This is a genomic window from Vibrio sonorensis (assembly GCF_001854765.1).
GTDB classification, from domain to species: Bacteria; Pseudomonadota; Gammaproteobacteria; order Enterobacterales; family Vibrionaceae; genus Vibrio; species Vibrio sonorensis.
This window is the reverse complement of the sequence record NZ_LJJE01000031.1, coordinates 23,017-49,187: the sequence shown is the minus strand read 5'-3', so window position 1 is coordinate 49,187 and position 26,171 is coordinate 23,017. Positions and strand designations below refer to the sequence as shown.

General features: G+C 44.2%; 16 protein-coding genes. 3 read left to right on the top strand and 13 right to left on the bottom strand.

What is annotated here, in order from left to right:
- Positions 1-81 precede the first annotated feature (81 nt).
- The 13 genes from BLO31_RS05790 to BLO31_RS05735 all read right to left on the bottom strand — a co-directional run bounded on the left by BLO31_RS05790 (position 82) and on the right by BLO31_RS05735 (position 20,302).
- On the bottom strand, positions 82-1,707 hold the full coding sequence (locus tag BLO31_RS05790; RefSeq protein ID WP_070963416.1) for a DUF3466 family protein: 1,626 nt from the start codon (positions 1,705-1,707) through the stop codon (positions 82-84).
- 6 nt (positions 1,708-1,713) lie between these two features.
- Positions 1,714-3,630 carry an ABC transporter ATP-binding protein gene (locus BLO31_RS05785; RefSeq protein WP_070963415.1) on the bottom strand — a complete coding sequence of 639 codons (1,917 nt, stop codon included), beginning with the start codon at positions 3,628-3,630 and terminating at the stop codon, positions 1,714-1,716.
- Positions 3,608-3,856: a glutaredoxin family protein gene (locus BLO31_RS05780; RefSeq protein ID WP_084659615.1), complete on the bottom strand. Its 249-nt coding sequence runs from the start codon at positions 3,854-3,856 to the stop codon at positions 3,608-3,610. The genes BLO31_RS05785 and BLO31_RS05780 overlap by 23 nt, the downstream gene beginning before the upstream one ends.
- Positions 3,857-3,865: 9 nt before the next feature.
- The gene (gene rlmKL / locus BLO31_RS05775; protein WP_070963412.1) at positions 3,866-5,989 is read right to left on the bottom strand and encodes a bifunctional 23S rRNA (guanine(2069)-N(7))-methyltransferase RlmK/23S rRNA (guanine(2445)-N(2))-methyltransferase RlmL; all 2,124 of its coding nucleotides are present in this window, start codon (positions 5,987-5,989) and stop codon (positions 3,866-3,868) included.
- A 466-nt stretch (positions 5,990-6,455) separates the two neighbouring features.
- Entirely contained in the window at positions 6,456-7,001 is a 546-nt protein-coding gene (locus BLO31_RS05770) for a cell division protein ZapC (RefSeq protein ID WP_070963410.1), read from the bottom strand.
- Positions 7,002-7,180: 179 nt separating this feature from the next.
- On the bottom strand, positions 7,181-8,191 hold the full coding sequence (gene pyrD, locus BLO31_RS05765) for a quinone-dependent dihydroorotate dehydrogenase (RefSeq protein WP_070963408.1): 1,011 nt from the start codon (positions 8,189-8,191) through the stop codon (positions 7,181-7,183).
- Positions 8,192-8,237: 46 nt separating this feature from the next.
- On the bottom strand, positions 8,238-13,079 hold the full coding sequence (locus tag BLO31_RS05760) for an NAD-glutamate dehydrogenase (RefSeq protein WP_070963405.1): 4,842 nt from the start codon (positions 13,077-13,079) through the stop codon (positions 8,238-8,240).
- 188 nt (positions 13,080-13,267) lie between these two features.
- Complete coding sequence (locus BLO31_RS23000) at positions 13,268-13,486, bottom strand: DUF2835 domain-containing protein (protein WP_084659617.1); 219 nt, start codon at positions 13,484-13,486, stop codon at positions 13,268-13,270.
- A 37-nt stretch (positions 13,487-13,523) separates the two neighbouring features.
- Complete coding sequence (gene pepN / locus BLO31_RS05755; RefSeq protein ID WP_070963403.1) at positions 13,524-16,130, bottom strand: aminopeptidase N; 2,607 nt, start codon at positions 16,128-16,130, stop codon at positions 13,524-13,526.
- 162 nt (positions 16,131-16,292) lie between these two features.
- Positions 16,293-16,955, bottom strand: a complete 663-nt coding sequence (locus BLO31_RS05750) for a hypothetical protein (protein ID WP_070963401.1) — start codon at positions 16,953-16,955, stop codon at positions 16,293-16,295.
- Positions 16,956-17,093: 138 nt separating this feature from the next.
- Positions 17,094-19,088 (bottom strand): carboxy terminal-processing peptidase, encoded by a 1,995-nt coding sequence (gene prc, locus BLO31_RS05745; protein ID WP_070963399.1) that lies wholly within the window; start codon positions 19,086-19,088, stop codon positions 17,094-17,096.
- Positions 19,089-19,105: 17 nt separating this feature from the next.
- Positions 19,106-19,729 carry an RNA chaperone ProQ gene (gene proQ, locus BLO31_RS05740; protein WP_070963396.1) on the bottom strand — a complete coding sequence of 208 codons (624 nt, stop codon included), beginning with the start codon at positions 19,727-19,729 and terminating at the stop codon, positions 19,106-19,108.
- Positions 19,730-19,828: 99 nt separating this feature from the next.
- Positions 19,829-20,302, bottom strand: coding sequence for a GAF domain-containing protein (locus tag BLO31_RS05735; RefSeq protein WP_070963394.1), 474 nt, complete (start codon positions 20,300-20,302; stop codon positions 19,829-19,831).
- A gap of 88 nt (positions 20,303-20,390) precedes the next feature.
- On the opposite strand from BLO31_RS05735, the gene BLO31_RS05730 reads away from it, so the two are divergent.
- The 3 genes from BLO31_RS05730 to BLO31_RS05720 are packed head-to-tail and all read left to right on the top strand — an operon-like array spanning position 20,391 to position 26,095.
- A complete protein-coding gene (locus BLO31_RS05730) occupies positions 20,391-22,187 on the top strand; it encodes an ABC transporter ATP-binding protein (RefSeq protein ID WP_070963392.1) in 1,797 nt (598 codons plus the stop codon).
- Positions 22,188-22,221: 34 nt separating this feature from the next.
- Complete coding sequence (locus tag BLO31_RS05725) at positions 22,222-23,475, top strand: paraquat-inducible protein A (protein WP_070963389.1); 1,254 nt, start codon at positions 22,222-22,224, stop codon at positions 23,473-23,475.
- Positions 23,468-26,095 (top strand): PqiB family protein, encoded by a 2,628-nt coding sequence (locus BLO31_RS05720; RefSeq protein ID WP_070963387.1) that lies wholly within the window; start codon positions 23,468-23,470, stop codon positions 26,093-26,095. The genes BLO31_RS05725 and BLO31_RS05720 overlap by 8 nt, the downstream gene beginning before the upstream one ends.
- Positions 26,096-26,171: the final 76 nt, after the last annotated feature.

Genomic DNA, 26,171 nt, shown 5'->3' with positions numbered 1-26,171 from the left:
TTCAATTTTTCACCTTTCACAAGCAACAAAAAAGGCACAGATCCAAATTTGTGAACCTGTGCCTATGCTTACATTTGCTTACTATTTACGGCGAAAACCGAGTACACCAAGTAGGAAGATCCAAGCCATAGAGAAAGATCCACCTTGTCTTTCAACCGTTTGAGTTACCACTGGTCGCGTTTGAATATTGGCGCTAGTGACATTTTGCTTTGGTACTAGTTTAACTGCGACAATCTGCTCAGTGCCGTTACAGGTTGCATTCACCGCCAACGTTGAATAACCGCCAGCACATTTATAAGCTGTTGCAGAGATTACACCCGCATCATTGATGTCGGTCGCATCGAAAATTCGATATTGGTTGTTTGATTCTGAAACCGCCCCACCGTTGGTGAGATCATCCAAATACCAGCCGCGACTATTTAGTGGCGCTTTGTTATTTGCTGAGATAATTGGTGCAATAAACCCTCGATGAGCACGAGGCTTGCCACGGCTCTCTGCGTGACGTTCATAGTCAATTTGACCAACGACTTCATCATTGTTGTTGATCGCACCAGCCGTTGCATTTACACCAGTAAAGAAAATGTCTCCACTGAAATTCGTGCAAGTAGGACTTGCACTAGTTACGTCGCTCACATAAAAGAGCGTATTGGCATAAGAGCCGTTAACAGCGATGTTTAGCTTACCGTTACCAATCGCCGTACCATGTTTATTGACCGCTGTTAACTCACTATTTGAATACTGATTAACATCGTATTGCACGGCAACAAAATTCGTCGTCCACGCTGCCCAGTCAGACGGAGCTTCATCGATGCTAAAGATTGACGCACGTAAACGCTCATCAGAATCGGAGTTGTAGCCAACACCATAGTATTTACTACCCAGTTTGACCACGTCTCTCATACTACCTTGTGGCATTACGTTGTCACGTGCTGCTGCACTACTCCAGCTGACTTCAACTGGCGCAGCATTGTCTACCCACACTGCTGCTTTAGACGTGCGTTCATAAGATTGCCCGGCGTTATTTCGAGAGAGACTACCGACAAACAGTGTAGGTCCAGTACCTGCACCAGCTTCGTCGGCATCATAGCGACTAAACACTTGCGTTTGATATAAGTCAGTGGTCGAAGCAGGCGCTGTTAGATTGCCACTGTCACTATCATAAGCCGTATTTCTTACTCCAGTGGTTACACCATGCTTATGCCCGTACGCCTTATTGCCAGAGTATAGGCCGGTTATCACCGCTGATTTTGTACTAACTGATCCATTTCCACCTTCAACATATGCGATATTACCCGTTTGATCACCCGCTACTTCTTTAGCGTATCCATTGGTGTAATTCTCTGTCGCGTATGTGTCACAGAAAGCATCCGCATAATTGAAGTTGCTGCGACAGTAGTCTCTAAAACCTTCCCAACCACCATTTAGATAGCGATAACCAATAGCAATTCCAAATGGGGATTCATTTCGGTTGCTAAAACCTTCGGGAAAATCTCGTACCTCGGCGGCCATCTTATAAGTTGCTTGACTACATGACGTCGTTGTCCAACAGTTTTCACCGCTCGCTGAAGGCGCAATAGCTTGACCGTAGGTTTTAACCGATGCCCCTTCAGGAGCGTACTCATATACATCATATATGGCTGATTGAGCACCAAACGCCATCAAAAGCGACGTGGCTAAAGTGGTTAACTTAATGTTCTTACTACTCATTGATTCTTAACTTTCCTGTTGCATCGCTTCAAGCTCTTCCCAACGCTCAAAAGCGATTTCGAGTTGCTGCTCAGCCGCTGCTAATTCATCTAAAACTGGTTGCGTTTCCTGCACATCTTTTACAAAGAAATCAGGGTCGTTCACTTTGTCTTGTAACGCTTCTATCTTGCTTTCTAGTTCTTCTAATAAACTTGGTAGCGCTTCTAGTTCGCGTTGTAGTTTATAGGATAACTTTTTCGATTTGCTCTTAGGCGCGTCGTTTTTGAGACTTGACTCAACCGGCGCTTCGGTTTTTGTTGGTTTTTCAAACTCGCGAGAAGCTCTGGCCTGAGCCCGCTGCTGCTGCGCATCGTGATAGCCACCGACAAACTCTTCAATACGGCCATTGCCTTCAAAAATCCAGCTGGTCATGACCGTATTGTCGACAAACTCACGGTCGTGACTCACTAAAAGCAAAGTACCCTGATAATTGGCAAGCAAATCTTCTAAAAGTTCCAATGTTTCTATATCTAAATCATTGGTTGGCTCGTCGAGGATCAAAAGGTTGTTCGGCTTAAGGAAGATCCTAGCCAACAACAGCCTGTTCTTTTCCCCGCCAGACAGGGCTTTTACTGGTGTTCTCGCTCGCTTTGGCGCGAATAAGAAATCCTGCAGATAACTTAACGCATGTCGCTGCCTTCCGCCAACCATAACTTCCTGTTTTCCATCAGCTAAATTGTCGATAACTGATTTTTCTGGATCTAATATCTCTCGGTATTGGTCGAAATAGGCAACTTCCAATTTAGTCCCGCAGTGCAATTTGCCCTGCTGAGCCTCTAAATCGCCTAATAGCAATTTTAACAGGGTACTCTTACCACAACCGTTAGGACCGATAAGCGCAATGCGATCTCCCCGTTGGATGGTAAAGCTGAAATCGTCGACTTGCTTTTTATCTTCGTAGGCAAAGGAAAGATTTGTGGCTTCAAATACAATTTTTCCTGAGCGAGAAGCATCATCGATCTGAATGTTGGCCTTGCCCTGCACTTCTCTTCTGTCTTGGCGCTCTTCACGTAGCTTTTTAAGTGCTCTAACGCGACCTTCATTACGTGTACGACGTGCCTTGATCCCTTGTCGAATCCAAACTTCTTCTTGAGCGAGCTTCTTGTCAAACTCTGCGTTCTGCATCTCTTCGACTCGCAAGGCTTCTTCTTTGTCTGTTAAGTAGTTTTCGTAATCACCGGGGAAAGAAGACAACTTACCTCTGTCTAGATCGACAATACGAGTAGCCATAGACTTAATAAAAGCGCGATCGTGAGAAATAAAGATAATCGAACCGCGAAAGTCTTTGAGAAAAGTCTCTAACCATTCAATGGTTGTAACATCTAAATGGTTGGTCGGCTCATCCAGCAATAAAACATCTGGATCGCGTGCCAGCGCACGTGCCAATGCCGCCTTTCGTTGCCAGCCACCAGACAGGTCAGTTAACTTAGTATGGCCATCCAGCTTTAAAGCGCCGAGAACGTTTTTGATACGGTCTTCAAATCGCCATGCGCCAGTGTGTTCAAGCTTTTCTTGAATTTTTGCCAAACGGTTTATGTTTTGCTCGGTGGGCTCAGATGCAACGCGATCCAATTGCTCTTGGTACTCAGATAACTGTTTACCAATTTCTGCTAAGCCACCAGCGACATAATCAAAGACTGTCCCTTGTTCGTTTCTAGGAGGATCTTGCTCCAAGCGAGAGACAACCACATCTTGAGTGACGGTCAACTTGCCATCGTCCATCTGAACTTCACCAGCCAAGATTTTCATCAAGGTCGATTTACCGGCACCATTTCGGCCAACTAAACAGACGCGCTCGTTTTCTTGCAAGGCAAAATCGGCGTTATCTAATAGCGGATGATCGCCAAAGGCCAATAATCCTTTATTTATGGTAAGTAATGCCATTCTTCTCTAACCAACTACTCAATTGTTCAATATCAAAAGGCCAGTTTATCTCTGAACCTTCAAAATTCAGCACCGGAATCGTGACACCGTAACTCTCAAACAACTTATCGTCGTAAGCGATGTCTACCACTTCCAATTCAGCCTCTACCTCTAGCTGCTCGTAGAGCGCAGACGCCATTTCACATAGGTGACAGCCTTCAGTGCTATACAGTGTCACTGTTTTCACGGGTTTATCCTACTTATGGGTCACTATCCAACAATTGTGGATGTGCTTGTTACGGCTGAAGTCTAACGGTAACGTCTGCGACGAAATATTCTTTGCCACTAGCCCCAATTGCTCCAACTGCTGGTCGTCCATCTTAAAGTGACGTTTGTTGTTTGAAAATACGATAGTTCCATTCGGCTTTAACAGGCGTTTTAAGTTTGTCATCAACTGAATGTGATCGCGCTGTACGTCGAAACTCTGCTCCATTCTCTTCGAATTTGAGAATGTCGGCGGGTCGATAAAGATAAGGTCAAACTCTTCTTGAGAATTCTCTAACCACTGAAGGCAGTCTGCTTGTTCAAATCGGTGTTGACGACCCACTTGACCATTTAGCTTCATGTTTTCTTTTGCCCAGTCAAGGTAGGTTTTAGACATATCGACCGTCATCGTCGAGCTAGCACCGCCACACGCAGCATGAACGCTTGCAGAGCCCGTGTAGGCAAACAGGTTGAGGAAAGATTTACCCGCAGCCATCTCACCCAAACGCTTGCGAGTTAGTTTGTGATCGAGGAACAAACCAGTATCTAAATAGTCGTGAAGATTTACGATAAGCTTAACGCCATACTCTTCTACTTGCATCGTCTGGGATTCTTGCGACAGCTTTTGGTACTGAGCGCGCCCCTTCTGTTTTTCCCTCACTTTGAGTACTACTTTATTGGCATCTGTACCCGTTACTTGTATAGAGGCGCGAATAATATCAGTCAGTCGACGTTTTGCTTTCTCTTCGGGGATGTTCTTCGGCGCTGCATACTCTTGAATCACTAAGTGGTCTAAATAGACATCAATTGCTACGTTGTATTCTGGCAGGTCCGCATCGTAGATACGGTAGCAATCGAGCTTCTCTTTGCGCGCCCATTTACCAATCTTGCCAATGTTCTTCTTTAGGCGGTTGGCGAAATCTGGTGCAACAACTTGCGAACTTGTTACAGCGTCACTATCACTTTGAATATCGCGCTGCGAGATTGAGTAGTTCTTTAAGTGACATTGTAATGCACCATTATGCATCTTAAACTGCTTATCTGCTCTCATTCTCAAGCAGGCTAACAAATCATCAGAGCTAGAGAAGATTGAGGCATGGCAGCCACCAAAGTGGGCTTTAAGCTGGGCACCAAACGCCGTGTAGAGAGCAATCAGCCCCGGATGAGTACCCAAACGCTCACCATAAGGCGGGTTGCTAATAATATGGCCACCTTCAAAAGCATTTGGTCTAGCAATTGTTGCTGCGTCTGCTAGGTCAAAAGTGATAATGCCTTCTAGACCTGCTCTTCTAGCGTTTTCGCGTGCGGTTTTAAGGACAAACTTATCGTTGTCAAAGCCGAAAAACTTAGTGTCAACTTTATTGACACCACGTTTAGCTTTAACCGATGCTTCAGACTTTATTTCTGCCCAGAGCTCCGGCTCAAAATCTTCTAATGATTCAAAGCCCCACTGCTTTCTTTTAACACCAGGAGCAATATTGGCCGCTTTCATCGCCGCTTCAATAAGTAGCGTACCAGAGCCACACATAGGGTCTAACAGAGGTTGGGTCCCATCCCACCCGCTGCGATTGACTATTGCTGCAGCTAACGTTTCACGCAGTGGTGCCTTACCTGATTCCGTGCGATAGCCGCGTTGATGTAAGCCACCCCCGACCATATCGATACCCAACAGGGCTTTATCTTTATGCAGACGGACGTGAATGCGGAGATCTGCATGATCTTTACTGATCGTTGGCCTGTTATAGTTCTTCTTGGTGAAACTATCCACGATAGCATCCTTCACCTTCATTGCACCGTATTGGCTGTTGCGGATCTCACGGTTAGTACCATTAAAATCGACAACAATTTTCTTACGACTATGGAATTGAGCACTCCAATTAATCGAAGATGCGGCTAGATAAAGGTCCATATCGTCGTGACAGGTAAAATCTGTCAAGATGCGAACAAACCTCGAAGCCAAACGACTCCACAAACAACAGCGATAAATTAAAGCCTTATCCGCTTTAAACTTCACCCCCGCCTGTACTGGTTTTGGATCGCTCACACCCAGTTCAATGAGTTCGTCGACTAATAAGTTTTCAAGACCTTTGGAGGTCACTGCAAGATACTGATGCATAACGCTCAATCTGTAACGTAAAAAAGACCCCGCATTATACCTGAGCAGTGATTCAATTGGTAAGTTGTTCTGCTTTTTCTTCCTTAACAGCCCCTCAACTGGTCGTTTTTTACCCTTTACTCGCTAACAATCCAGATAATTCAAGCAAGCACTTACTAAGTGCCATTTTTAACCAATAAACAAGGCTCTCGGTGATAGTGAATACTTATTCACGCCCAAATTGGTCTATACCAACTCACAATTAACACTGTAAATTTATTACAAAACAGCCTTAATTGGGGAATTTTCTCCCTTAAACGAGTTGGATATAGTGGGATTTGAGGAAGAAATATTTTTTTCTAACAGCGAGTAAATTGAACAAGTCTCACATTCGATACCGAGGCCGAACTCGCCTGCTATTTTGCAAAAGACAAAAAAAATCGGCTCAATGGCCGATTGAAAATGAAACTAAAGGACGAAATTTAAATTAGCCAACCAATGCCATGGGGATGGCAGGAACGTTTAGGTTGACCATTTGCATGCGGTCATGCATAACTTTTATGCTCTGACCAAACACCAGCGATTTAGAGCCGTTTAATGCGAACTCTTCAATCTGTACGCTGGCACATAAACTGGCGCTAGACCCGACTTCAAGCACAATAAATAGTCCTTGGCCGTACTGATTACTAAGCTGAACGAAATCCCCTTCTTGTAAATGGTTTTCGCCATCACAAAGGGAATCAAAGAACCAGCTCTTTGGCTGAACTGGCTTGTGAAAGCGTTTCGCCGCGACGCAATAAAGAGCAAGCTCGGCTTGACGTGGTTCGCTTAGAGGCAAAGCGCTAATTTGCTCTCTATATGTCATAAATGCCGCTGCATCTTCGACAGAAAACTCATTAATACCGATGGCACAATCCACTATAAGCTTGCGACTAAGATTGGTTTGAAAAATCATATCGTCGCCTAGGTCCAGCATTAACGTGCCTTCCCTGTCATCGTAATACCAAGTCCATTTGTCGCTGGGTTTTAGCATAATGACTATCTCTGTCTAAGCGGATGAATTCCATAATGCGGCAAGGTATTAGTTACCTGCGCATTCCTTTTTATTCGGTATTGCAGGTTTATAAGTCATCATTTGGGCAAAAAAAAGAGGAAATGAAATATCATCTCCTCTAGAAAATTTGATTTAGTGCCTAGTGACGGCGTCACATATTACAGGTTTTTCACTATCTCTTTGACTAAACCTGGACCGTGATAAATAAAGCCAGAATATACTTGGACAAGTTTTGCACCAGCCATCAGTTTTTCTTTTGCCGACACGTAAGAATCAATACCACCCACTCCAATTACTGGGATTTCATCGCCAAGCTCTTCGTGAAGTTTGCGAACCACCTCGGTGCTGCGCGATTGAACTGGACGACCGCTTAGACCACCCGCTTCGCTAGCGTGTCTCATTCCCTCAACGATTGATCTATCTAACGTTGTATTGGTAGCTATAACGCCATCAATTTTATTTTTGATCAAAGATTGGCAAATTTGACTCACTTCATCATCACTGAGATCCGGAGCGATCTTTAACGCCAGTGGTACATATTTGTCATGCTGCTTAGCCAACTCGGCTTGCTTAGCTTTTAATTCTGACAATAGTTCATCCAAAGCTTCGCCATATTGAAGCGAACGCAAACCAGGAGTATTTGGCGAAGAAATGTTTACCGCGATATAACCTGCATATTGGTATACTTTCTCCATACAGATAAGATAGTCTTCAGCCCCTTTTTCTATAGGCGTATCTTTATTCTTACCAATGTTGATCCCAAGTACACAGCGATAGTTGGAGTTTTTAACGTTCTCAACTAAGTTGTCGACACCTAAGTTGTTAAAGCCCATGCGATTGATGATACCTTCCGCTTCAACAAGTCGAAATAATCTCGGTTTATCATTACCAGGCTGAGGGCGTGGCGTTACTGTCCCTACTTCTACAAAACCAAAGCCCATTGCATCAAAGGCTTCAATGCACTCACCGTTTTTGTCTAATCCCGCAGCCAGACCAACTGGATTGCGAAAAGTGATCCCCATGCATTCAACTGGACGATGAGGTAGTTGTTGACGATACAAGAGATCAAGTGGTGTGCCGGTAAAACGTTTGAAGTTTTGAATGGCAAGATCGTGTGCCTTTTCGGCGTCTAATTGGAAAAAGCCTGCTCTGGCTAAGCGGTAAAGCATTGTGCCTCCGTTGAAAAAAAGCCCCGTGTAAACGGGGCGTTATTATTTACTCATTTGCCGAACAATTCAAATTTAATAACATGAGTTCACGCAATGCGACCGAGAATTTTGCAAATTCGTGTACAGAACCTACTTTAAATTCGTTTAAGATATTTTCCCATCGATGCAAAGATTCTTCGTTGGTATCGATCCAATCACCCAAAGCTTTGATCACATCTAGATCTTCTGGCGCACAACTGCAGCTGAGCACTTGACCAGTCAGCTGGCGTTGCTGCCAATCAAGATCTTCACGGAACGCCGCTCTAGCAAGGGCTTGCCAGTTGTTGTCGACCGCTTGTGTATTGATTTGTTTCAAGAACCAGTGCAGAGAAAGTCTATCACCAAGGTTGTAGTAAAGTTTGGCCGTCTGTTCAATCGTTTTGCCTTTTTCACGAGCCACTGTGGAAATATCCAGTACTGAGTAAAGGCTTGATAAACGAGCTACATAGTTAGCTAAGTCTGGACTTATACCCTTATCAATCCAGCTTTTCGCCATTTCATTGTGCTCTTCCACTTCAGCCGGAACCAACATAGAATCCAGATGTTCGCGAATAGTATGAACGTCAGACTGATAAAGTTTAACCAAAGCTCTTACACACTGACGACCTGTGCGATTTCTCAACAGCCAACGAGTCAATCTTCTCAAGGTTCGACGAACGTAAAACATCATGTCATATTGAGCCAAAGTTTCCGCATCGTTGTCCAACTCGCGAACTTGCTTCAATACATCCCCTAACCCAAAGATTTCCCGCGCCGCTACATAAGCATTAGCAATATCAACAGTATGAGAACCGGTTTCTTCTTGTAATCGGGTAACAAAGTTGCACCCCATTTCGTTAACCATTTGATTTGCTAATACTGTTGCAATGATTTCAGCACGTAGCGGATGTGAATCCATCTGTTTTGAATAGTTACGGCGTAACTCTGTTGGGAAATAGTCCGTTAGCATTTGGCTGTGGAAGTCATCCTTGGCAATATCGTCGTGAACCAACTCTTCCTTCAGCACCATCTTTCCATAAGCGACTAATACAGAAAGTTCTGGACGTGTTAACGCCTGTCCCTGTTTCTCGCGCTCAATTAGAGTTTCATCATCCGGAATATATTCTAACGCTCTATCCAGATGCCCCGCTTTCTCCATAGTGTGGATAAATCGAATCTGCTCTTTAACCAGTGAAACACCTTGTTGCTCAGTCACGGATATAGACTCCGATTGGCAGTAGGCATCGTCTAGGACAATTTCACCAACTTCATCTTCCATCGACTCAAGTATGGCATTTCGCTGCTTAACCGTAAGATCGCCATTCGCCACTAAGCCATTGAGGAAGATCTTAATGTTTACTTCGTTATCTGAGCAATCAACACCACCAACGTTATCAACAAAGTCGGTGTTTACGCGACCGCCATTAAGAGCAAACTCAATACGACCCAACTGAGTCATACCCAAGTTACCACCTTCGCCAATCACTTTTGCTTTCAGATCTCGTCCATCAATACGCAACACGTCGTTGGCGCGGTCACCTACGTCGGTATGTGTTTCAGTTGAAGCTTTAACATACGTACCGATACCACCATTCCAAAGTAGATCCACTTCCATTTTTAGGATCATTTTTATCAGGTCATTTGGCGCAAGGGATCCTTTCTTAGTACCCAACATTTTCTGAATTTCAGGGCTTAAAGAAATGGATTTAGCACGGCGTGAGAAGATGCCACCACCTTTGGAAATCAGATCTTTGTTGTAGTCTTCCCAACTGGAGCGCGGCAGGTTAAACAACCGATTTCTCTCTTCCCAGCTCGGAGCAGATTCTGGGTTTGGGTCAATGAAGATATGCATATGGTTAAACGCGGCTTGCAGCCTAATGTGCTTAGACAAAAGCATGCCGTTACCAAATACATCTCCCGCCATATCACCAACACCAATTGCCGTGAAGTCTGTAGTTTGGCAGTTGATTCCCATCTCGCGGAAGTGTCGTTTAACCGACTCCCATCCACCTTTAGCGGTAATACCCATCGCTTTGTGGTCATAACCATTTGAACCACCAGAAGCAAAGGCATCACCTAACCAGAAGTTGTATTCATCGGATACTGAGTTAGCCAAATCTGAAAACGTTGCCGTACCTTTGTCGGCAGCAACGACCAAATAAGGATCATCTTCGTCGTGCCTTACTACACTTTTCGGCGGGATAACCTCGCCTTCGATAATGTTGTCCGAAACATCAAGCAATGCGCGAATAAAGCGTTTGTAACAGCGCTGACCTTCGGCAAAAATTTCATCACGCGTACTGAAGTTGTGTTGACGTTTACAAACGAAACCGCCTTTTGCCCCCACCGGAACGATAACGGTATTTTTTACTTGCTGCGCTTTTACAAGACCAAGTATCTCGGTACGGAAATCTTCTTGGCGATCCGACCAACGCAATCCACCGCGTGCCACTTTTCCACCGCGAAGGTGAACACCTTCAATATCTGGCGCATAGACAAAGATCTCAAATGCAGGCACTGGCTGTGGTATCTCAGGGATATCACTTGGCTTCATTTTGAGCGACAGCCAAGGTTTAAACTGCTTGTTGTCATCCAACTGATAGTAGTTAGTTCGCAGTGTCGCAGTGATCATTTCCATGTATCGGCGGATAATACGATCATCATCCAAGCTCTCAACGTGATCAAGCTGCTCGGTCATCTTCTTGATAAGATCTTGCTGCCCTTTGCTACTACCTTTGAATTTAGGTTCAAAGCGCTTGGCAAAAAGATCCACCAGCCCTTTCGCCAAGTGTGGGTAATGGCTCAAGGTATCTTCAATGTATTGTTGACTGAACGGGAATCCGACTTGTCGCATATAGCGCGCGTAAGCGCGCAAAATTGAAATTTCGCGGCCTGTTAATGAAGCACCCAGAACTAAGCGGTTAAAGCCATCGCTCTCCAATTCGCCTTCCCAAATCGCTGCAAATGCCTGTTGGAAACGATCACGTGCTTCGCGAAGATCAACACTGGTGTCACTCTTGTGAAGCATGGAAAATTCAAGGATCCAATAGATCTGTCCATTGGCTTTACGCACCTCATAAGGAGACTCTCCGATCACGCGTAAGCCAAGGTTTTCCAGCATCGGCATTACGTCAGACAAGTGAATAGGCTCGTCGCGGTGATAGAGTTTTAATCTCACTGACTTAGAGTCCGGAGCCAATTCTTGTGGCCTGTAAAACAGCATGCCCAGTTTATTGTCGTCACTCAGTTGCTCTAAGCGTTCAATATCAGCGACTGCACTACCCGGCATCACGTCTTCTTTGTAAGAACGTGGGAAGGCACGGTTGTATTCTTTACCCAAAGGTAGACCATTGCTTTCACCGAAGTTTGCCACAATCGCGTCTTTTAAACGATCGTCCCATGTCGATGAGGCTTCAACCAGATTTTGTTCGATCGTTTTTACATCTACATCCATATTGTTGTTATCTACCCGAACAATGTAATGAGTTCTAGCCAGCGGGCTCTCAGAAAAATAGGTTGTAAACTCAACATCTTGCTCGCAGCCGAAATACTGTTTAAGGATCTGTTGAGTTTGTCTGCGCAGCTCTGTGTTGTAACGATCTTTGGTTACGTAAACCATACAGCTAAAGAAACGACCAAATGGGTCTTTGCGCACAAAGAGTCGCAACATGTCGCGATCTTGCATCTGAACTACACCCATACCGACTTCGAGCAGTTCTTCTTCTTTTGCCTGTAATAGCTCATCGCGAGGGTAATTTTCTAAAATATTGTGCAGCGCTTTAAAAGAGTACGATCCTTCTCGGTATCCGCTTGCTTCTAAGATGCGTTCTACTTTCTCTCGGATCAACGGAATACCAGAAACGCTTTGGTTATACACTGCAGAAGTATATAAACCCGTGAAGCGGTGTTCACCGATCACTTTACCCTTATCGTCGAATTTCTTTATGCCAATATAGTCGGTATACGCTGGGCGGTGAATTCTCGACTGGCTATTGCCTTTGGTTACGATCAGTAAGAAAGGCTTTTTCGCTTCGAGCCTTGCCGAATCTGGAAACGCCGACAGTTTGACACTGCGAATTCGATCTGGATTAGAAAACAGGCCTAAACCCTTCTCTTCTGTTGGACGAAGTTCCGTATCGCCGTCCACACTGACTAGGTCATATTCTTTGTAACCCATAAAGGTAAAGTTATGATGACCTAGCCATCTTAAAAATTGAACTGTTTCGTCATAACGATCTCGTTCGATCTCAAACTTTCCTTGTTGCGATTCAAGCTGGTTAGTGACTTCTTCAAGTTTCTCTACCATAAGTAGCCAGTCTTGAACCACGAGACCCGCATCGGTCAAAATAGATAAAAGCTCGGTCTTAAGCGAGGCCATAGTCTCTTTGTCGCTTAAGCGGTCAACCTCAATGTGGAAAAGAGAATAAAGCGCACCATCACCTTGATTAATACTAGTGATATCCCCATCCTTGGAGCGCTCGATTTGTGTAGGACCATGAAGCATCAGGTGTGAAGCTAGATCTAAACGGCTTAACGCCATTTTGATTGAGTCCACTAAAAATGGACTGTCGGGAACGACAATCTCAACAATAGTGTGAGTAGATTGCCATCCTTGACGACTCACTGTTGGGTTAAAAACCCTGACTGATACGTCTTCTGGTTTCTTTTCATTGATGTGATGCCACAAACTAACGACGGCACCGTATAAATCGGATTCGTTTCGTTCGGTTAAATCATCTTGAGAGATATTGCTGAACAAATGCTGCGCAAGTTGAGTGACGAGAGGTTGATGAGCAAGCTCGAGTTTGTCTTGAATCAGTTTGTAAACTTTTTCAAGAAGAACCGGCATTAGTGTTTCACGCGCGGTCATAATTACACTCCACAATTAGAATTGTATGTTTTTGTTGGGGATATTGTAAGCATAGTGCTTAACACGGGTAATGCAGCTTTATTGTAAAAGCTTTATTGAGAAATGGTTAACGGTTTTGTTCGGGATAGCGGTGAAAAGTTCGATAATGTGACTGACGCACAATTTAAACCTGCTATAAAATCAGATGGTCACAGAGTTTCTAACTTTACAAACTTGTTATTTTGGTCTGTTGTCAGGCGAAACCGCCCTTTTATACCTATTTGACTGAGATAGGGTCTGAATCGCGACGCTGGCAATTGAATGCGCAAGCCTTGATCGGTAGTGACAAGTACACTGCTCGCCGCTCCGGAATAGTGGGACAAAAACTGCTGATAGCTAATGTTTAATGTGAAGTAGTAATGGTTCATATAAAAAACGCCGCCGGATAAATCCGGCGGCACCAGATTAAGATTCCAAAGCTTTCGATACTTTTTCAAATAAGTCTTTTGCTAAGTTATCTAACTCTTTAAGCGATTCCAACTCTTTGCGGATAAGAGCTTGACGAGCTTCATCGTATTTTCTGTATTTTAACAATGGGTCGAGTAAACGCGATGCAACTTGAGGGTTGCTGGTATTGAGTTCTTTCAAGACGTCACCGGCGAAGCGATACCCTGAACCGTCTTTGTTATGGAATCGAACAGGGTTCATGTTGAGGAATGATCCAATTAAGCTGCGAGTTCGGTTGGGGTTTTTCATGCTAAACGCTGAGTGAGACATAGTTTGCTTGATCACATCAAGAGCATTCTCAGCAGGGTTAGAACCTTGCAGCGTGAACCATTTGTCCATCACCAATCCGTCATGCGCCCATTTATCACTGTAGTCTTGCAACAACTGCTCTCGACAAGCGAGTTGTGCTTGGTTGGCAGCAGCCATAGCATCAATCGTGTCAGTCATATTGTTAGCGACTTGATATTGTGCTTCTACCAAAGCATTTCCTTGTTCGGTAAGTGCAAGATAACCAAGACACTTATTTCGCAAAGAACGCTTACCTATTGACGCGTGGTCAATAGAGTATTTCTCTTGCTTAAGATTGTGGTAAATGGCTAAAAGTTCATCTTCTAACTCGGTAGATAGAATAGATTTTAGTTCTTTCAGTACTAATGCAATAGCGTCGACATCTACTACGTCATACCAACCTGACACTTCGTTGTGAGAAGGAAGTGTTATCATCTCGGCAATGAATGCTGGTTCCAACGTTTTGCTCAACAAAATTCCGCGAAGGGAATCGACAACATTTTCAGGCAATGCCACTGCGCCACCCTGTTGAACCTGTTCAACGTTAGAGCGAATGTATTTCGCAAATAACATCTGACCTGCATCCCAACGCGCAAAGTCGTTTGAAGCATTTGTCATTAAGAAAACCAGTTCGTCATCCTGATATGCATACTGCATTTTAACCGGAGCGGAAAACTCTCTTAATAGTGACGGGATTGGTTTTTCATCCACCGCTTCAAACACAAAGGTTTGCTCGCTCTCTGTAACGTCGAGAACATTGCTTACATTTTTACCGTTACAACGTAACTCTATAACAGAGCCATCTTTGCGATATAGCTCCACATCAAATGGAATATGTAGTGCTTGTTTTTCTTCTTGGTCTAACGTGGCTGGTGTCTGTTGCTTAATCGTTAGAGAGAAACTTTGATTTGCTTCATCAAAGTGGCTCGTTACATCAAGTTCTGGTGTTCCAGATTGACTGTACCAAAGACGGAACTGTTTCAAATCGACACCCGATGCATCTTCCATCGCAGCGACAAAATCTTCACATGTTGCTGCCGTTCCATCGTGGCGTTCAAAATAGAGCTTAATACCTTTTTGGAACTTTTCTTCACCGAGTAATGTGTGCATCATTCGAATGACTTCACTGCCCTTCTCGTACACTGTTAAAGTGTAGAAGTTATTCATTTCTATCACTTTTTCTGGACGAATTGGATGGGACATTGGGCTGGCATCTTCAGCAAACTGAGGGCCGCGAATGATGCGAACATTGTTGATTCGGTTTACGGCACGTGAACCTAGATCTGACGAAAATTCTTGATCGCGGAATACCGTTAGACCTTCTTTGAGGCTCAGTTGGAACCAGTCTCGGCAAGTCACTCGGTTACCAGTCCAGTTGTGGAAATACTCGTGACCGATAACAGCTTCAATACCCAAGTAGTCGGTGTCAGTCGCCGTTTTGTCATTTGCCAAAACAAATTTAGAGTTAAATACGTTTAGACCCTTGTTTTCCATTGCGCCCATATTGAAGAAATCTACGGCGACAATCATGTAAATATCTAGATCGTATTCTAAACCAAAGCGTTCTTCATCCCACTTCATCGAGTTGATAAGTGAAACCATTGCGTGATTGGCTCGATCTAGATTGCCTTTATCTACAAATATCTCAAGGTCAACTTCTCGACCTGAACGTGTTTGATACTTATCGGTTAATACATCAAAGTCACCAGCAACTAGGGCAAACAGATACGCTGGTTTTGGATGTGGGTCTTCCCACTTCACCCAGTGGCGACCGCCGTCCATCTCTCCTTGAGAAATTTTATTGCCGTTACCTAGCAAATACGGGAACGTCGCTTTTTCTGCGATAACCGTGGTGGTGTATTTCGCCAACACATCTGGGCGATCTAAATAGTAAGTAATTCTTCGGAATCCTTCTGCTTCACACTGTGTGCAGAATGCTCCATCAGACATGTACAAACCCTCAAGCGCCGTGTTTTCTTGCGGATTAATCACGGTAACAATGGTTAGCTCGAATGACTTAGGTAACGCGCGTATTTCTAAACCACCTTCCACTGTCTGGTAATTTTCCCACGCTGTGCCATCGACCAAAATCGACTTTAGTTCTAAACCTTCACCATCTAGCACAAGTTGGTCGCTTGTCCCTAACTGTTTCACGTTAGATACGGCTGTTACTTGAGTTTGGGTTTCGTGCAAATCAAACGTTAAGTCGATTTCTGAGATGGTGTGAGATGGAGAACGATAATCTTTTCGATATTTGGCTTGAGGTGTATGAGCCATGTCTGGTTCCTTTTGACTAGAGTTTACTACGTTTTAAGCTTACAGCTGTGTAATATAAAAAACGAGGCAAATCGACCATTTACCTCGTTTTTTTTCTATCTGCTTACTCGTTATAAGCAAATACGACTAAATATTAAACAAATTTCAGTACAACATCTCATATCAATGGATCCGATTGAGCACTGCGAACATTTCACCGTCGTCCATTTCTATCGTAAGAGTATCTCGATTTAGCGTATATTTTGCATCGTGTTCGCCGTTTTCATAAAGTAAAACCAAGTGGTCATCTTCCGTATAGTATACGCCACGGTGCACCGCTTCATCCCCTGTTTCATTACTTACTCTGAACAAAAAAACAAAATCGGGTTGTAATATCAAGTCCATTTTATGCCCATCTTGAACCACCTGTTCATCGCCTTTCATCTGTTCGCTGGTCCACTTACCAGCAAGCGAATTAGACAGAGCTTTAGTAAAAATGACGCCATTGAGGTTTAACATGTGATGGTTAGCCGAGTACTGATAGACCTGTGGCTCGTCTGAATTAACGCCCAGCACTATTGTATCTTCATTCGCGTTATACAAACCTTCCCAGTGGTCAACCGAGTAGTCTTTTTTCTGAATGTCGATTTGAAAATTAAAACCGGAATCTAACGTTAATTTGATGGCAAGAAAGTTCTCTTGAGACTCTTCTGGATTAGGGTTAATCAGATACCAATCTCCGATTAAGAACGGCAAGTCAAACTGAGTTAAGTCGCTCTCTTTCGGAGCTTTATTAGCTGCTACTGTAAAGCTTATACAAGCTAAAATTAGAGTTATCCACTTCATAACGCTTCTCCTCACTCTTTATTTAAGGGTAGGCAAGAGAGTGCTATAAAGCGAAATTATTTGATCTAAATCACGTTTATTTACTGCATAAAAAAAGCGAATCCATCATGGATTCGCTCTTTTACTTATTCTTTTCAGCTACTTAATCATGTCAACCATGATCGCTACTGATTCTGACAAATAAGCGTCTGGCGCTTCGTAATCACTTGGAATATCGTCAAGGGATTTAAACGCTTCTAACCCATCGGCCTTTTGACGCTGATTAATGCGATCTAATCGCTTAGCGTCTGCTTCATCACTTTCTTTTTCGCGAGTTTTCTTGTTTAAAGACAATAAGTTATCGTCTTTATCTTCTTGATAAAGGGCGATATCTTCGGCAATGAAACCAAATTCCAAATCCTTGGCAATTCGCTCGTCGTGTAGCGCTGTTAACTTGGCAATAACAGAATCGTTACGTTGTAACCTGTTATAACTTGCTTTGTCAATGCTGTCCCACGGTAAAGCATTGTCTTCAACACTTTCACCCGTTTCACTTGGGTCTACAGCAGTTGGAAATGCAATATCAGGAACCACACCTTTGTTCTGAGTACTTCCCCCATCAATTCGATAGAATTTTTGAATGGTGTACTGAACATAACCCAACTGATTGTCGAACAAATCGTAGATATGGTTGAGTGATCGGTGTTGCTGAACCGTACCTTTACCAAATGAGTTTTCACCTAGAATGATCGCTCGCCCGTAATCTTGCATCGCCGCCGCGAAGATCTCAGAAGCAGATGCACTATAGCGGTTAATCAAAACGGTTAATGGTCCCGTGTAACTGATCTTGCCATCAGTGTCACTATTTACGTTAACTCGACCATAGCTATCTCGAACTTGAACCACTGGCCCACTCTTGATAAACAAGCCTGTTAATGCCGTCGCTTCCGTCAACGCACCGCCACCATTGTTGCGCAAATCAACAACAATGCCTTCTACCCCTTGCTCTTTAAGTTCATCAATTAACTTATTAGTGTCTTTTGCCAGACCGACGTAAAAACTAGGCACTTCAAGTACGCCTATCTTTTTACCTGCTTTTTCAAAGACTTCTGATTTAACAGCGCGATCTTCTAGTCGAATTTTGTCACGGACAATGGTAATAACTTCGCTTTTTGCATCTTTGCCTTCGGGAAGGATCTGTAGGTAAACTTTTGTCCCTTTCGGACCCTTAATAAGTTGTACTACATCATCAAGGCGCCAACCGATAACATCGACAACCTCTTCTCCTTCTTGCCCTACACCGATAATTCGATCACCTTCAGACAATTTTTTGCTGTTCGACGCCGGACCACCAGCAACAAGAGAGCGAATAACCGTGTAGTCATCTGTCATTTGAAGTACTGCGCCAATCCCTTCTAGTGAAAGGTTCATCTCAGTTTGAAACTGATCAGCACTGCGCGGAGAGAGATAACTAGTATGTGGATCCACTTCACGAGCAAAGGCGTTCATATAGAGCTGGAAAACGTCTTCGTTGTGAGTCTGGGAAAGGCGTTTTAGAGCGTTGTTGTAACGCTTACCCAAAACTTCTTTAATTTCATCCCAGTTCTTACCAGTCATTTTTAGGTTGAGTGCGTCGTATTTAACACGCTTACGCCAAAGCTCGTCCAACTCTGCTACGTCTTTCGGCCAAGAAGCTTCACTCCTATCCAGCTCGATATACTCGTCGACATCAAACGTCATTTCCTTATCAAGCAAGGCCAATGCATGTTGAAAACGTTCATAACGTCTTTTCATCGACAAATTATAAAGTTCGTAAGCAAATGTATTGTCACCCGATTTCAACTGATCGTCTAAACCAATAGCATATTTGCCAAAGCTGTCGATGTCCGTTTGGGTGAAAACATTGCGATTGAAATCCAACATTCCTATGTAGCGATCAAAAATCGCTTGAGAGAATTCGTCATTCAGATTGAAGTGCTTGTAGTGGGAACGAGTAAAACGAGATGTGACTCGCTTGCTAGCGGTCTCGTGTTGAGCCTCTGGAGCTAGAACAGGTAAATCTTCCAGCGTAATTTTCGCTTCTAGAGCGTTAGCCGAAGAAGCTGCTAGCCATAGGCCAGCAGCAATCAGCGTCAATTTTGAACGGCATTTCATGCGTAGGAGTGTCTCCTTTATGCGCGTAGGTGCTCCGCTTTTACAACCATTTGAAGGCCGTTAATCAGTTGAACTCGCACATCTTCCTTATTGATTTCTACGATAGTCGCAGCCATGTTTCCTTTGCCCATATTCACGTTTACTTGCTTGCCAACGATAAACTCGTCTGCATTTAGTGCACGTGTCTCAACAGGTTTTTTCGCCTTAGCTGGCTTATTACCCTGAGGGCGACGATTCTGAGGCTTTTTCGCTTTCGCGTTTTCTTTACCTTCTTCGCGCGCTTTCTTGTTTTGCTCTTTACGACGTGCTTGAACTTTTGCCTTACTTTCAGCTAGTGCTGTTTTTGCATGTTCAACGTGTTCTTCGTCCAGCTCACCGCATGGGTTGCCGTCGAGATCTACACGTACCGCACCTGGTTTAACACCATGTAGGTAACGCCATGAAGAGGTGTACTGTCTTAACGCTGCGCGAAGCTGAGTCTTGCTCACTTTTGGATCGTCACCTAGACGTTCCGCAAGATCTTGAAAAATACCAATTTTGAGTGGTTTCGCTTCACCTTCTAAAGTAAAGCACTTAGGGAAACATTCAGCAACGTATGCGATAACTTCTTTGCTGTTTTTTAACTTTTCAGTGTTTTCCATGAGGATTCCTGGTTGTTGCGGCCTATTCCGCGCGCACTAAGATAAATATTTCAGGTATTATAGAGACCTGCAAGGGAAAAACCACAGTCTAGTACGAATTTATGTGTTAACAGAGTGTGATTTGAGCACCTTTTCAACTTCTGTCATTAAATTGCACAATCCCTGTTCATCAACTTCACTGAATCTTCCCACATTTGGACTATCTATATCTAATACTCCGGCTAACTTTCCATCAACCTTAAATGGGATCACCAGTTCAGAGTTACTTGCCGCGTCACAAGCAATGTGACCTTCAAATTCGTGAACGTCGTGAATTCGCTGTACCTGATTTTCGGCGATAGCCGTTCCACACACGCCTCTACCTACAGGAATTCTTACACAAGCCGGCTTGCCTTGAAACGGACCTAAAACCAGCTCATCTCCCTGAAGGAGGTAAAAACCAACCCAGTTTAACTCTTCTAACTCCATATTGAGCAGAGCACTAATATTAGAAAGATTTGCGATAAGATCGGGCTCTGATTCTATTAGTGCTAGAGCTTGCTTGGTCAAGCGTTGGTAATGTTCTAATTTCATATTTACTTCCATTCGAAAACTAAAGACTTCTCTTCTGTTGCTACGTACAATGCTATATCCAACTAAAAAGAGAAGCATTCTCAGCACAATGACGAAAAATAGCAATGCCGTTAGCCGTACATGGCTATTAGACCAAGTTAAAAAACACAAGTCTAAACTTCTGTTTGCCAACTTTATTGCACTGATTGCAACCTTAATTAGTGTGCCAATCCCGCTACTGCTTCCACTTATGGTCGATGAAGTCCTTCTCGACCAGCCAGCAACTGGCTTGGCAATCATGGACTCTATATTGCCTGAGATTTGGCAAAATTCCATCGGTTATATTTTCGCTACGCTTCTTCTCGTTGTGTTTATGCGCATCGGCAGTCAAGCGCTTAATATCTTGCAGAACAGACAGTTTGTACTGGTTTCTAAAAAAATAACCTATCAGATCAGAAGTAAAATGATCGATAAGCTCGGTCGTATCAGTATTCGTCAATACGAAACTCGCGGTAGCGGTGGGATAAATGCCCATTTAATCACCGACATTGAGACTATCGACCAGTTTATTGGTTCAACACTTAGTAAATTTGTCATCGGGCTATTAACCGTCATTGGTACTGCAATTGTACTGCTTTGGCTTGAATGGCGGTTGGGGTTATTTATTCTTCTGGTCAACCCATTTGTTATCTACTTTTCGACCAAACTTGGCAGCAAAGTAAAGCACTTAAAAAAGCGAGAGAACCAATCATTTGAAAAGTTTCAAAATCGCTTAGTAGAAACCCTTGATGGCATTTACCAGTTGAGAGCCGCAAATCGAGAGCGAGAGTTTCTCAGCCAGTTAAAGGTTCAGGCAAACCAGATCCGACTCGACGCCGACAAATACGCGTGGCAATCAGAAGCTGCTGGCCGTGTTTCTTTCCTTTTGTATTTAATCGGAGTAGAGCTTTTTCGCGCCGTTGCCATGCTGATGGTACTGTTTAGCGACTTGACCATTGGCCAAATTTTCGCCGTCTTCGGTTACTTGTGGTTTATGTTAACCCCTATTCAAGAGCTGCTCAGCATACAGTTTTCTTGGTATAGCGCCAAAGCCGCCTTGAATCGGATAAACAGCCTATTGGACGTTGAAGAAGAGCACCGACCACCGAGTAAAGTTAATCCGTTTAGCACTGACAAAGAGATCGATGTCGACATTGAAAATATCGATTTTTCCTACAATACAGAAGCAAAAGTTCTCGATTCACTTAACCTCCACATTCCCGCAGGTAAGAAAGTCGCACTGGTCGGTGCCAGCGGTGGAGGAAAATCGACTCTTATTCAGCTTTTGATCGGTGTCTATCGACAAGATAACGGCGTGATCAAGTTTAATGGAGAGACATCCGATGATATTGGCTTTGAAATCATTCGCGATCAAATTGCCGTTGTACTTCAGCAGCCAATCCTTTTTAACGACACCTTAAGGCAAAACCTGACCCTTGGCGGTGAATTCGACGACACCGCTCTTTGGCATGCGCTCGATGTTGCTCAACTACAAGATGTGATCAAGCAACTGAGCGATGGTTTGGAAACGCAAGTCGGTCGAAATGGCATCCGTTTGTCAGGTGGTCAAAGACAGCGCCTTGCTATCGCTCGAATGATATTGGCCAATCCAAAGTTTGTTATCTTAGATGAAGCCACATCCGCTTTAGATACGGCCACCGAAGCAGCCCTTCACACGGCACTAAGCCAGTTTCTCAAAGGCAGGACTACACTGATTGTGGCTCACCGTTTATCTGCGGTAAAACAGGCAGACCTTATCTATGTCCTTGAAGATGGACAAGTGTCGCAAAGTGGTACGCATAACGAATTAGTAGAACAACAGGGTCTTTATCAAACTCTATATGGTAGTATTCAAAGTCACGGATAAAAGCGACTCCAGTTAAAAGGTTATCACACAAGGGATGTGTCATTCTAAAGTGCAACATGAAACGACAGTCAAAGACGTCAGACTCTGTGAGGGTTGCGAATTACCTATAGAAAAGGTGCATGTAAAATCGGGCAAAAGTGCATTTTGTCCTCGTTGCGGAACACGCCTTTATCGCGGTGGTAAACCCTCCCTGTCTGGAAATTTGGCCGTAGCCGTTACTTGTCTACTGCTTTTTGTCCCTTCACACTTTTTTGATTTTATCAGTATTCGCCTATTTGGCATGATGATTTCCGCTACCTTACCCGAAGGTGTGGTCGCCTTGTATCAAGAAGGTTTTGTATTTCTTTCTGGCCTTATTCTGTTCTGTAGCTCCATCGCTCCCTTTATTGTTTGCAGCGCAGTCGTATGCGCGCATTTAGCGATGAAGCTGCGCAAGTTTCACGTATTTAGAGCAAGCTTGTATCTTATCCAACACCTAAAACACTGGGTGATGATTGATGTATTTTTAGTGAGTGTCGCCGTTTCTTGTTTCAAGCTGCAAGACTATTCCGATATCTATGTCGGGAAAGGGCTGTTTGGCCTGATTTTGTTACAGCTGTTTACGGTGTTGCTTCTCACTCGTGTCAATGTTCAGACCTACTGGGAAGCGTGGCAACCTGAATCTCGTTTGCGTCTAAAATCTAAGAGTGTGCACTGTACTAACTGCCACCTTTCTCAGCCCGAACAAGACCAATGCCAACGTTGTGACAACCCATTACACCACCGGAAACCGCGTTCTTTGCAAAGAACGGCGGCTTATCTCGTCGCCGCCAGCGTGGCGATATTCCCAGCCAACCTGATCCCTATCTCTGTCCTATTAACTAAAGGTCAGCGACTAGAAGATACTATTTTTAGTGGTGTCGCTTCTCTGGTGAACAACGGAATGACCGGTATTGCCATCATTATTTTTGTTGCCAGTATTGTTGTTCCCGTTGCCAAAATACTTGGCCTTGCCTATCTGTTACTGGCGATACGGTACAAGCGCAGAGCCTATCATCGACATCGAATGATGATTTACTTTGTCGTTAAATGGATAGGCAAGTGGTCGATGATGGACCTCTTTGTTATTTCGATAATGATGACTTTGGTCGATCGCGGTCAAATTCTTGATTTTACACCGGGTTATGGTGCCGTTGCTTTTGGTACTGTAGTCATCCTTACTATGCTGGCGGCTGACAGCTTAGACCCTAGGTATATTTGGCAAAACTATAAAGAACCCTCTGACAGGAAGAAGTTTATCCATGAGTGATCATCAACAACCTACCTACTCACCGGAAATCAAGCGCAATCGCGGAGTCTCTCCCTTGTGGATGCTGCCAGTGCTTACCATGGTTCTCGCCGGTTGGCTCGTGTTCAAAGCTATTCAAGATGCTGGAGACAGGATTCAAATCTACTTCTCTAATGCACAAGGTCTGATCGTTGGTCGTACACCAATCAAGTATCAAGGCTTAGAAGTGGGTATGGTTAAAGGTGTAAACCTTTCTGAGAACTTAGAGGATATCTATGTCGATGCGGATATCTACCCAGAAGCCACTAAGCTCTTATCAGAGGGAACGCGTTTTTGGTTGGTCAAACCAACCGCAAGCCTAACGGGTATTTCCGGATTGGACGCTCTCGTGACTGGTAACTATATTGCCATTTTGCCAAGTGACAACCCACAAGGCCCTGAATCTGTATTTAGAGCACTAGACGGCCCACCTTCCGATATCTTGGCTAAAGAAGGCCTGAATATCAGCCTAAAATCTGCTGACTTAGGTGGCATTTCCATTGGTTCTCAGATCGTTTACAAGAAGATTCCCATTGGTGAAGTCTACGCCTATAAACTTGCTGAAGATGACCAATCGGTAGAGATTCAGGCATCCATTAAAGAAGAATTTAAACACATTATCACCAGCCAAAGCCGCTTTTGGAACGTAAGTGGTATTGGTGCCAGTATTGGATTTGAAGGTGTCGACGTACGCCTAGACAGCCTTACCGCACTGGTTGGTGGTTCCATTGCTGTTGATTCTCCCGATAGTGGAGAACCCGTTGCAGACAACATGACATTTCGCCTCTATCCCGATTTAAAAACCGCTGGCCGAGGCATTGCCGTTAAAATCGCCCTTCCAGATGGGAGTAATATCAATCCAAACGGCGCCCCTATTGTCTATCGCGGCATTCCTATCGGCCAGATCACCGACCTTGACTTCAGTGAAGGTCGAGAGCAAATCATCGCGTCAGCAGCCATTGAACCCGCCTTTAGCGACATGCTCAATGTCGGTAGTCAGTTTGTTCTTGAAGAAGCCCAGCTATCACTGACTGGTGTTGAAAACCTCACTAACTTGGTCAAGGGAAATTTCCTCACTATCGAGCCCGGTGAAGGAGAAAAGACACGCTACTTTATGGCGATGAAAAAAGACCAGTTTAAACGAGAAAAATCTCGCTCATTACCAGTGCGTCTAACCGCAGATCACTCCTACGGCCTATCGTCAGGAACCAAGATACTGTACAAAGGAATCAAGGTTGGAACCGTCACTGACGTAAAATTGGATAACGGTAAAGTGACATTTGATACGCTTATCGACCTCAAATACACGGGTTTGATCCGTTCCGATAATCGATTTTTTGTCTCCGGAACGGCCACTGCAGATATTACCGAGTCAGGTCTAAGCATTTACGTTCCACCAGCAAAAGAGCTGTTAACAGGTTCAATTAGTTTTGTAAGTCAAGGTAGTAAAAAGACAGCCAAAAACTACAAGCTATACCAAAACCAGTCTTTGGCAGAGTTAGCCGAATACAAGTTAACGGGCTCCACATCAATTACTTTGTTTAGTGAGACATTGCCGAGCTTGTCAGCGGGTTCCCCAGTGTTATATCGCAACCTTGAAGTTGGGCGGGTGGACGATTTTACCCTCGTCGACGGTGGCGTATTGATTAAAGCCGACATTGAAAAGCAGTACGCACACCTATTGACGGATAGCACTGTTTTTTGGAATCGTTCAGGGGTTGAAGTCAATGCTGACCTTTCGGGTATCGAAGTGAAAGCGGCACCGATTAAAACCCTGATCAATGGGGGCATCGCTTTTGATAACTTACAAGGTGTAGACAACAAGTCAGATTCGCATTGGTTACTTTACAGTGATTATAAAACCGCAAGAAAATCGGGAACCAAGATTCTGCTTACCCAATCGGGTGAAACCTCTATTTCCAAAGGGACCCCCATTCAGTATAACGGTGTAAAAGTTGGTGAAGTCACACAAGTCGTGCCGGATTTCGACAACGACAGTGTAAAAGCATTTGCTCACGTCGCGCCTGAATACGCAGATATTATCACTCGCGCTCAGAGCCATTTTTGGTTACCACAAGCGGAAGTGAGCCTGAAAGGCGTTCGAAATTTAAAAAACCTCGTATCTCAGAGTATCAATGTGACACCGGGAGAAGGTAAGCAAACCACAACGTTTGCTTTGCATTCACGCCCTCAAACCTTGCCGGGAGTTAAATTTATCCTGCAAAGTGAAGCGAGAAACTCCGTGTCCGTTGGCACACCACTCTTGTTTAGAGATTTAGATGTAGGCGAAGTGATCGACGTTCAACTTGGTGATTTTGCCGACAGAGTGACATTTACTGTCTCTGTCAATCGCGACTACGCCTACCTAGTTCGTGAAAATAGTGTGTTCTGGAACAGTTCTGGTGTCGACGTATCTATCGGCTTAACGGGAGCCAACGTCAAAGCGGGAACCGTGGACAGTTTGATCCGCGGAGGTATCAGTTTCGCCACGCCGGAGCAAGCTAATCTAACTCCGCAAGCTCCGTCTCTGCACTCCTTCTATCTCCACCCAGCACCACAAGATGGATGGAGAGAGTGGCGTACCGCCATTCCAAAGCCCTAATAAACTCTACGCAGCGCGAGCCTTGTTCGCGCTGCTTATCTTTTCAGGTGGTATCCTCGCTAGAAACTTACGACGA

Coding starts and splice junctions, on each gene's coding strand:
- BLO31_RS05725 (WP_070963389.1), top strand. CDS start 22,222: ATGTGTCATTCTAAAGTGCAACATGAAACGACAGTCAAAGACGTCAGA.
- BLO31_RS05720 (WP_070963387.1), top strand. CDS start 23,468: ATGAGTGATCATCAACAACCTACCTACTCACCGGAAATCAAGCGCAAT.
- BLO31_RS23000 (WP_084659617.1), bottom strand. CDS start 13,486: ATGAACCATTACTACTTCACATTAAACATTAGCTATCAGCAGTTTTTG.
- proQ (WP_070963396.1), bottom strand. CDS start 19,729: ATGGAAAACACTGAAAAGTTAAAAAACAGCAAAGAAGTTATCGCATAC.
- BLO31_RS05735 (WP_070963394.1), bottom strand. CDS start 20,302: ATGAAATTAGAACATTACCAACGCTTGACCAAGCAAGCTCTAGCACTA.
- rlmKL (WP_070963412.1), bottom strand. CDS start 5,989: ATGCATCAGTATCTTGCAGTGACCTCCAAAGGTCTTGAAAACTTATTA.
- BLO31_RS05785 (WP_070963415.1), bottom strand. CDS start 3,630: ATGGCATTACTTACCATAAATAAAGGATTATTGGCCTTTGGCGATCAT.
- pepN (WP_070963403.1), bottom strand. CDS start 16,130: ATGGCTCATACACCTCAAGCCAAATATCGAAAAGATTATCGTTCTCCA.
- BLO31_RS05770 (WP_070963410.1), bottom strand. CDS start 7,001: ATGCTAAAACCCAGCGACAAATGGACTTGGTATTACGATGACAGGGAA.
- BLO31_RS05790 (WP_070963416.1), bottom strand. CDS start 1,707: ATGAGTAGTAAGAACATTAAGTTAACCACTTTAGCCACGTCGCTTTTG.
- BLO31_RS05760 (WP_070963405.1), bottom strand. CDS start 13,079: ATGACCGCGCGTGAAACACTAATGCCGGTTCTTCTTGAAAAAGTTTAC.
- prc (WP_070963399.1), bottom strand. CDS start 19,088: ATGAAATGCCGTTCAAAATTGACGCTGATTGCTGCTGGCCTATGGCTA.
- BLO31_RS05730 (WP_070963392.1), top strand. CDS start 20,391: ATGACGAAAAATAGCAATGCCGTTAGCCGTACATGGCTATTAGACCAA.
- BLO31_RS05750 (WP_070963401.1), bottom strand. CDS start 16,955: ATGAAGTGGATAACTCTAATTTTAGCTTGTATAAGCTTTACAGTAGCA.
- pyrD (WP_070963408.1), bottom strand. CDS start 8,191: ATGCTTTACCGCTTAGCCAGAGCAGGCTTTTTCCAATTAGACGCCGAA.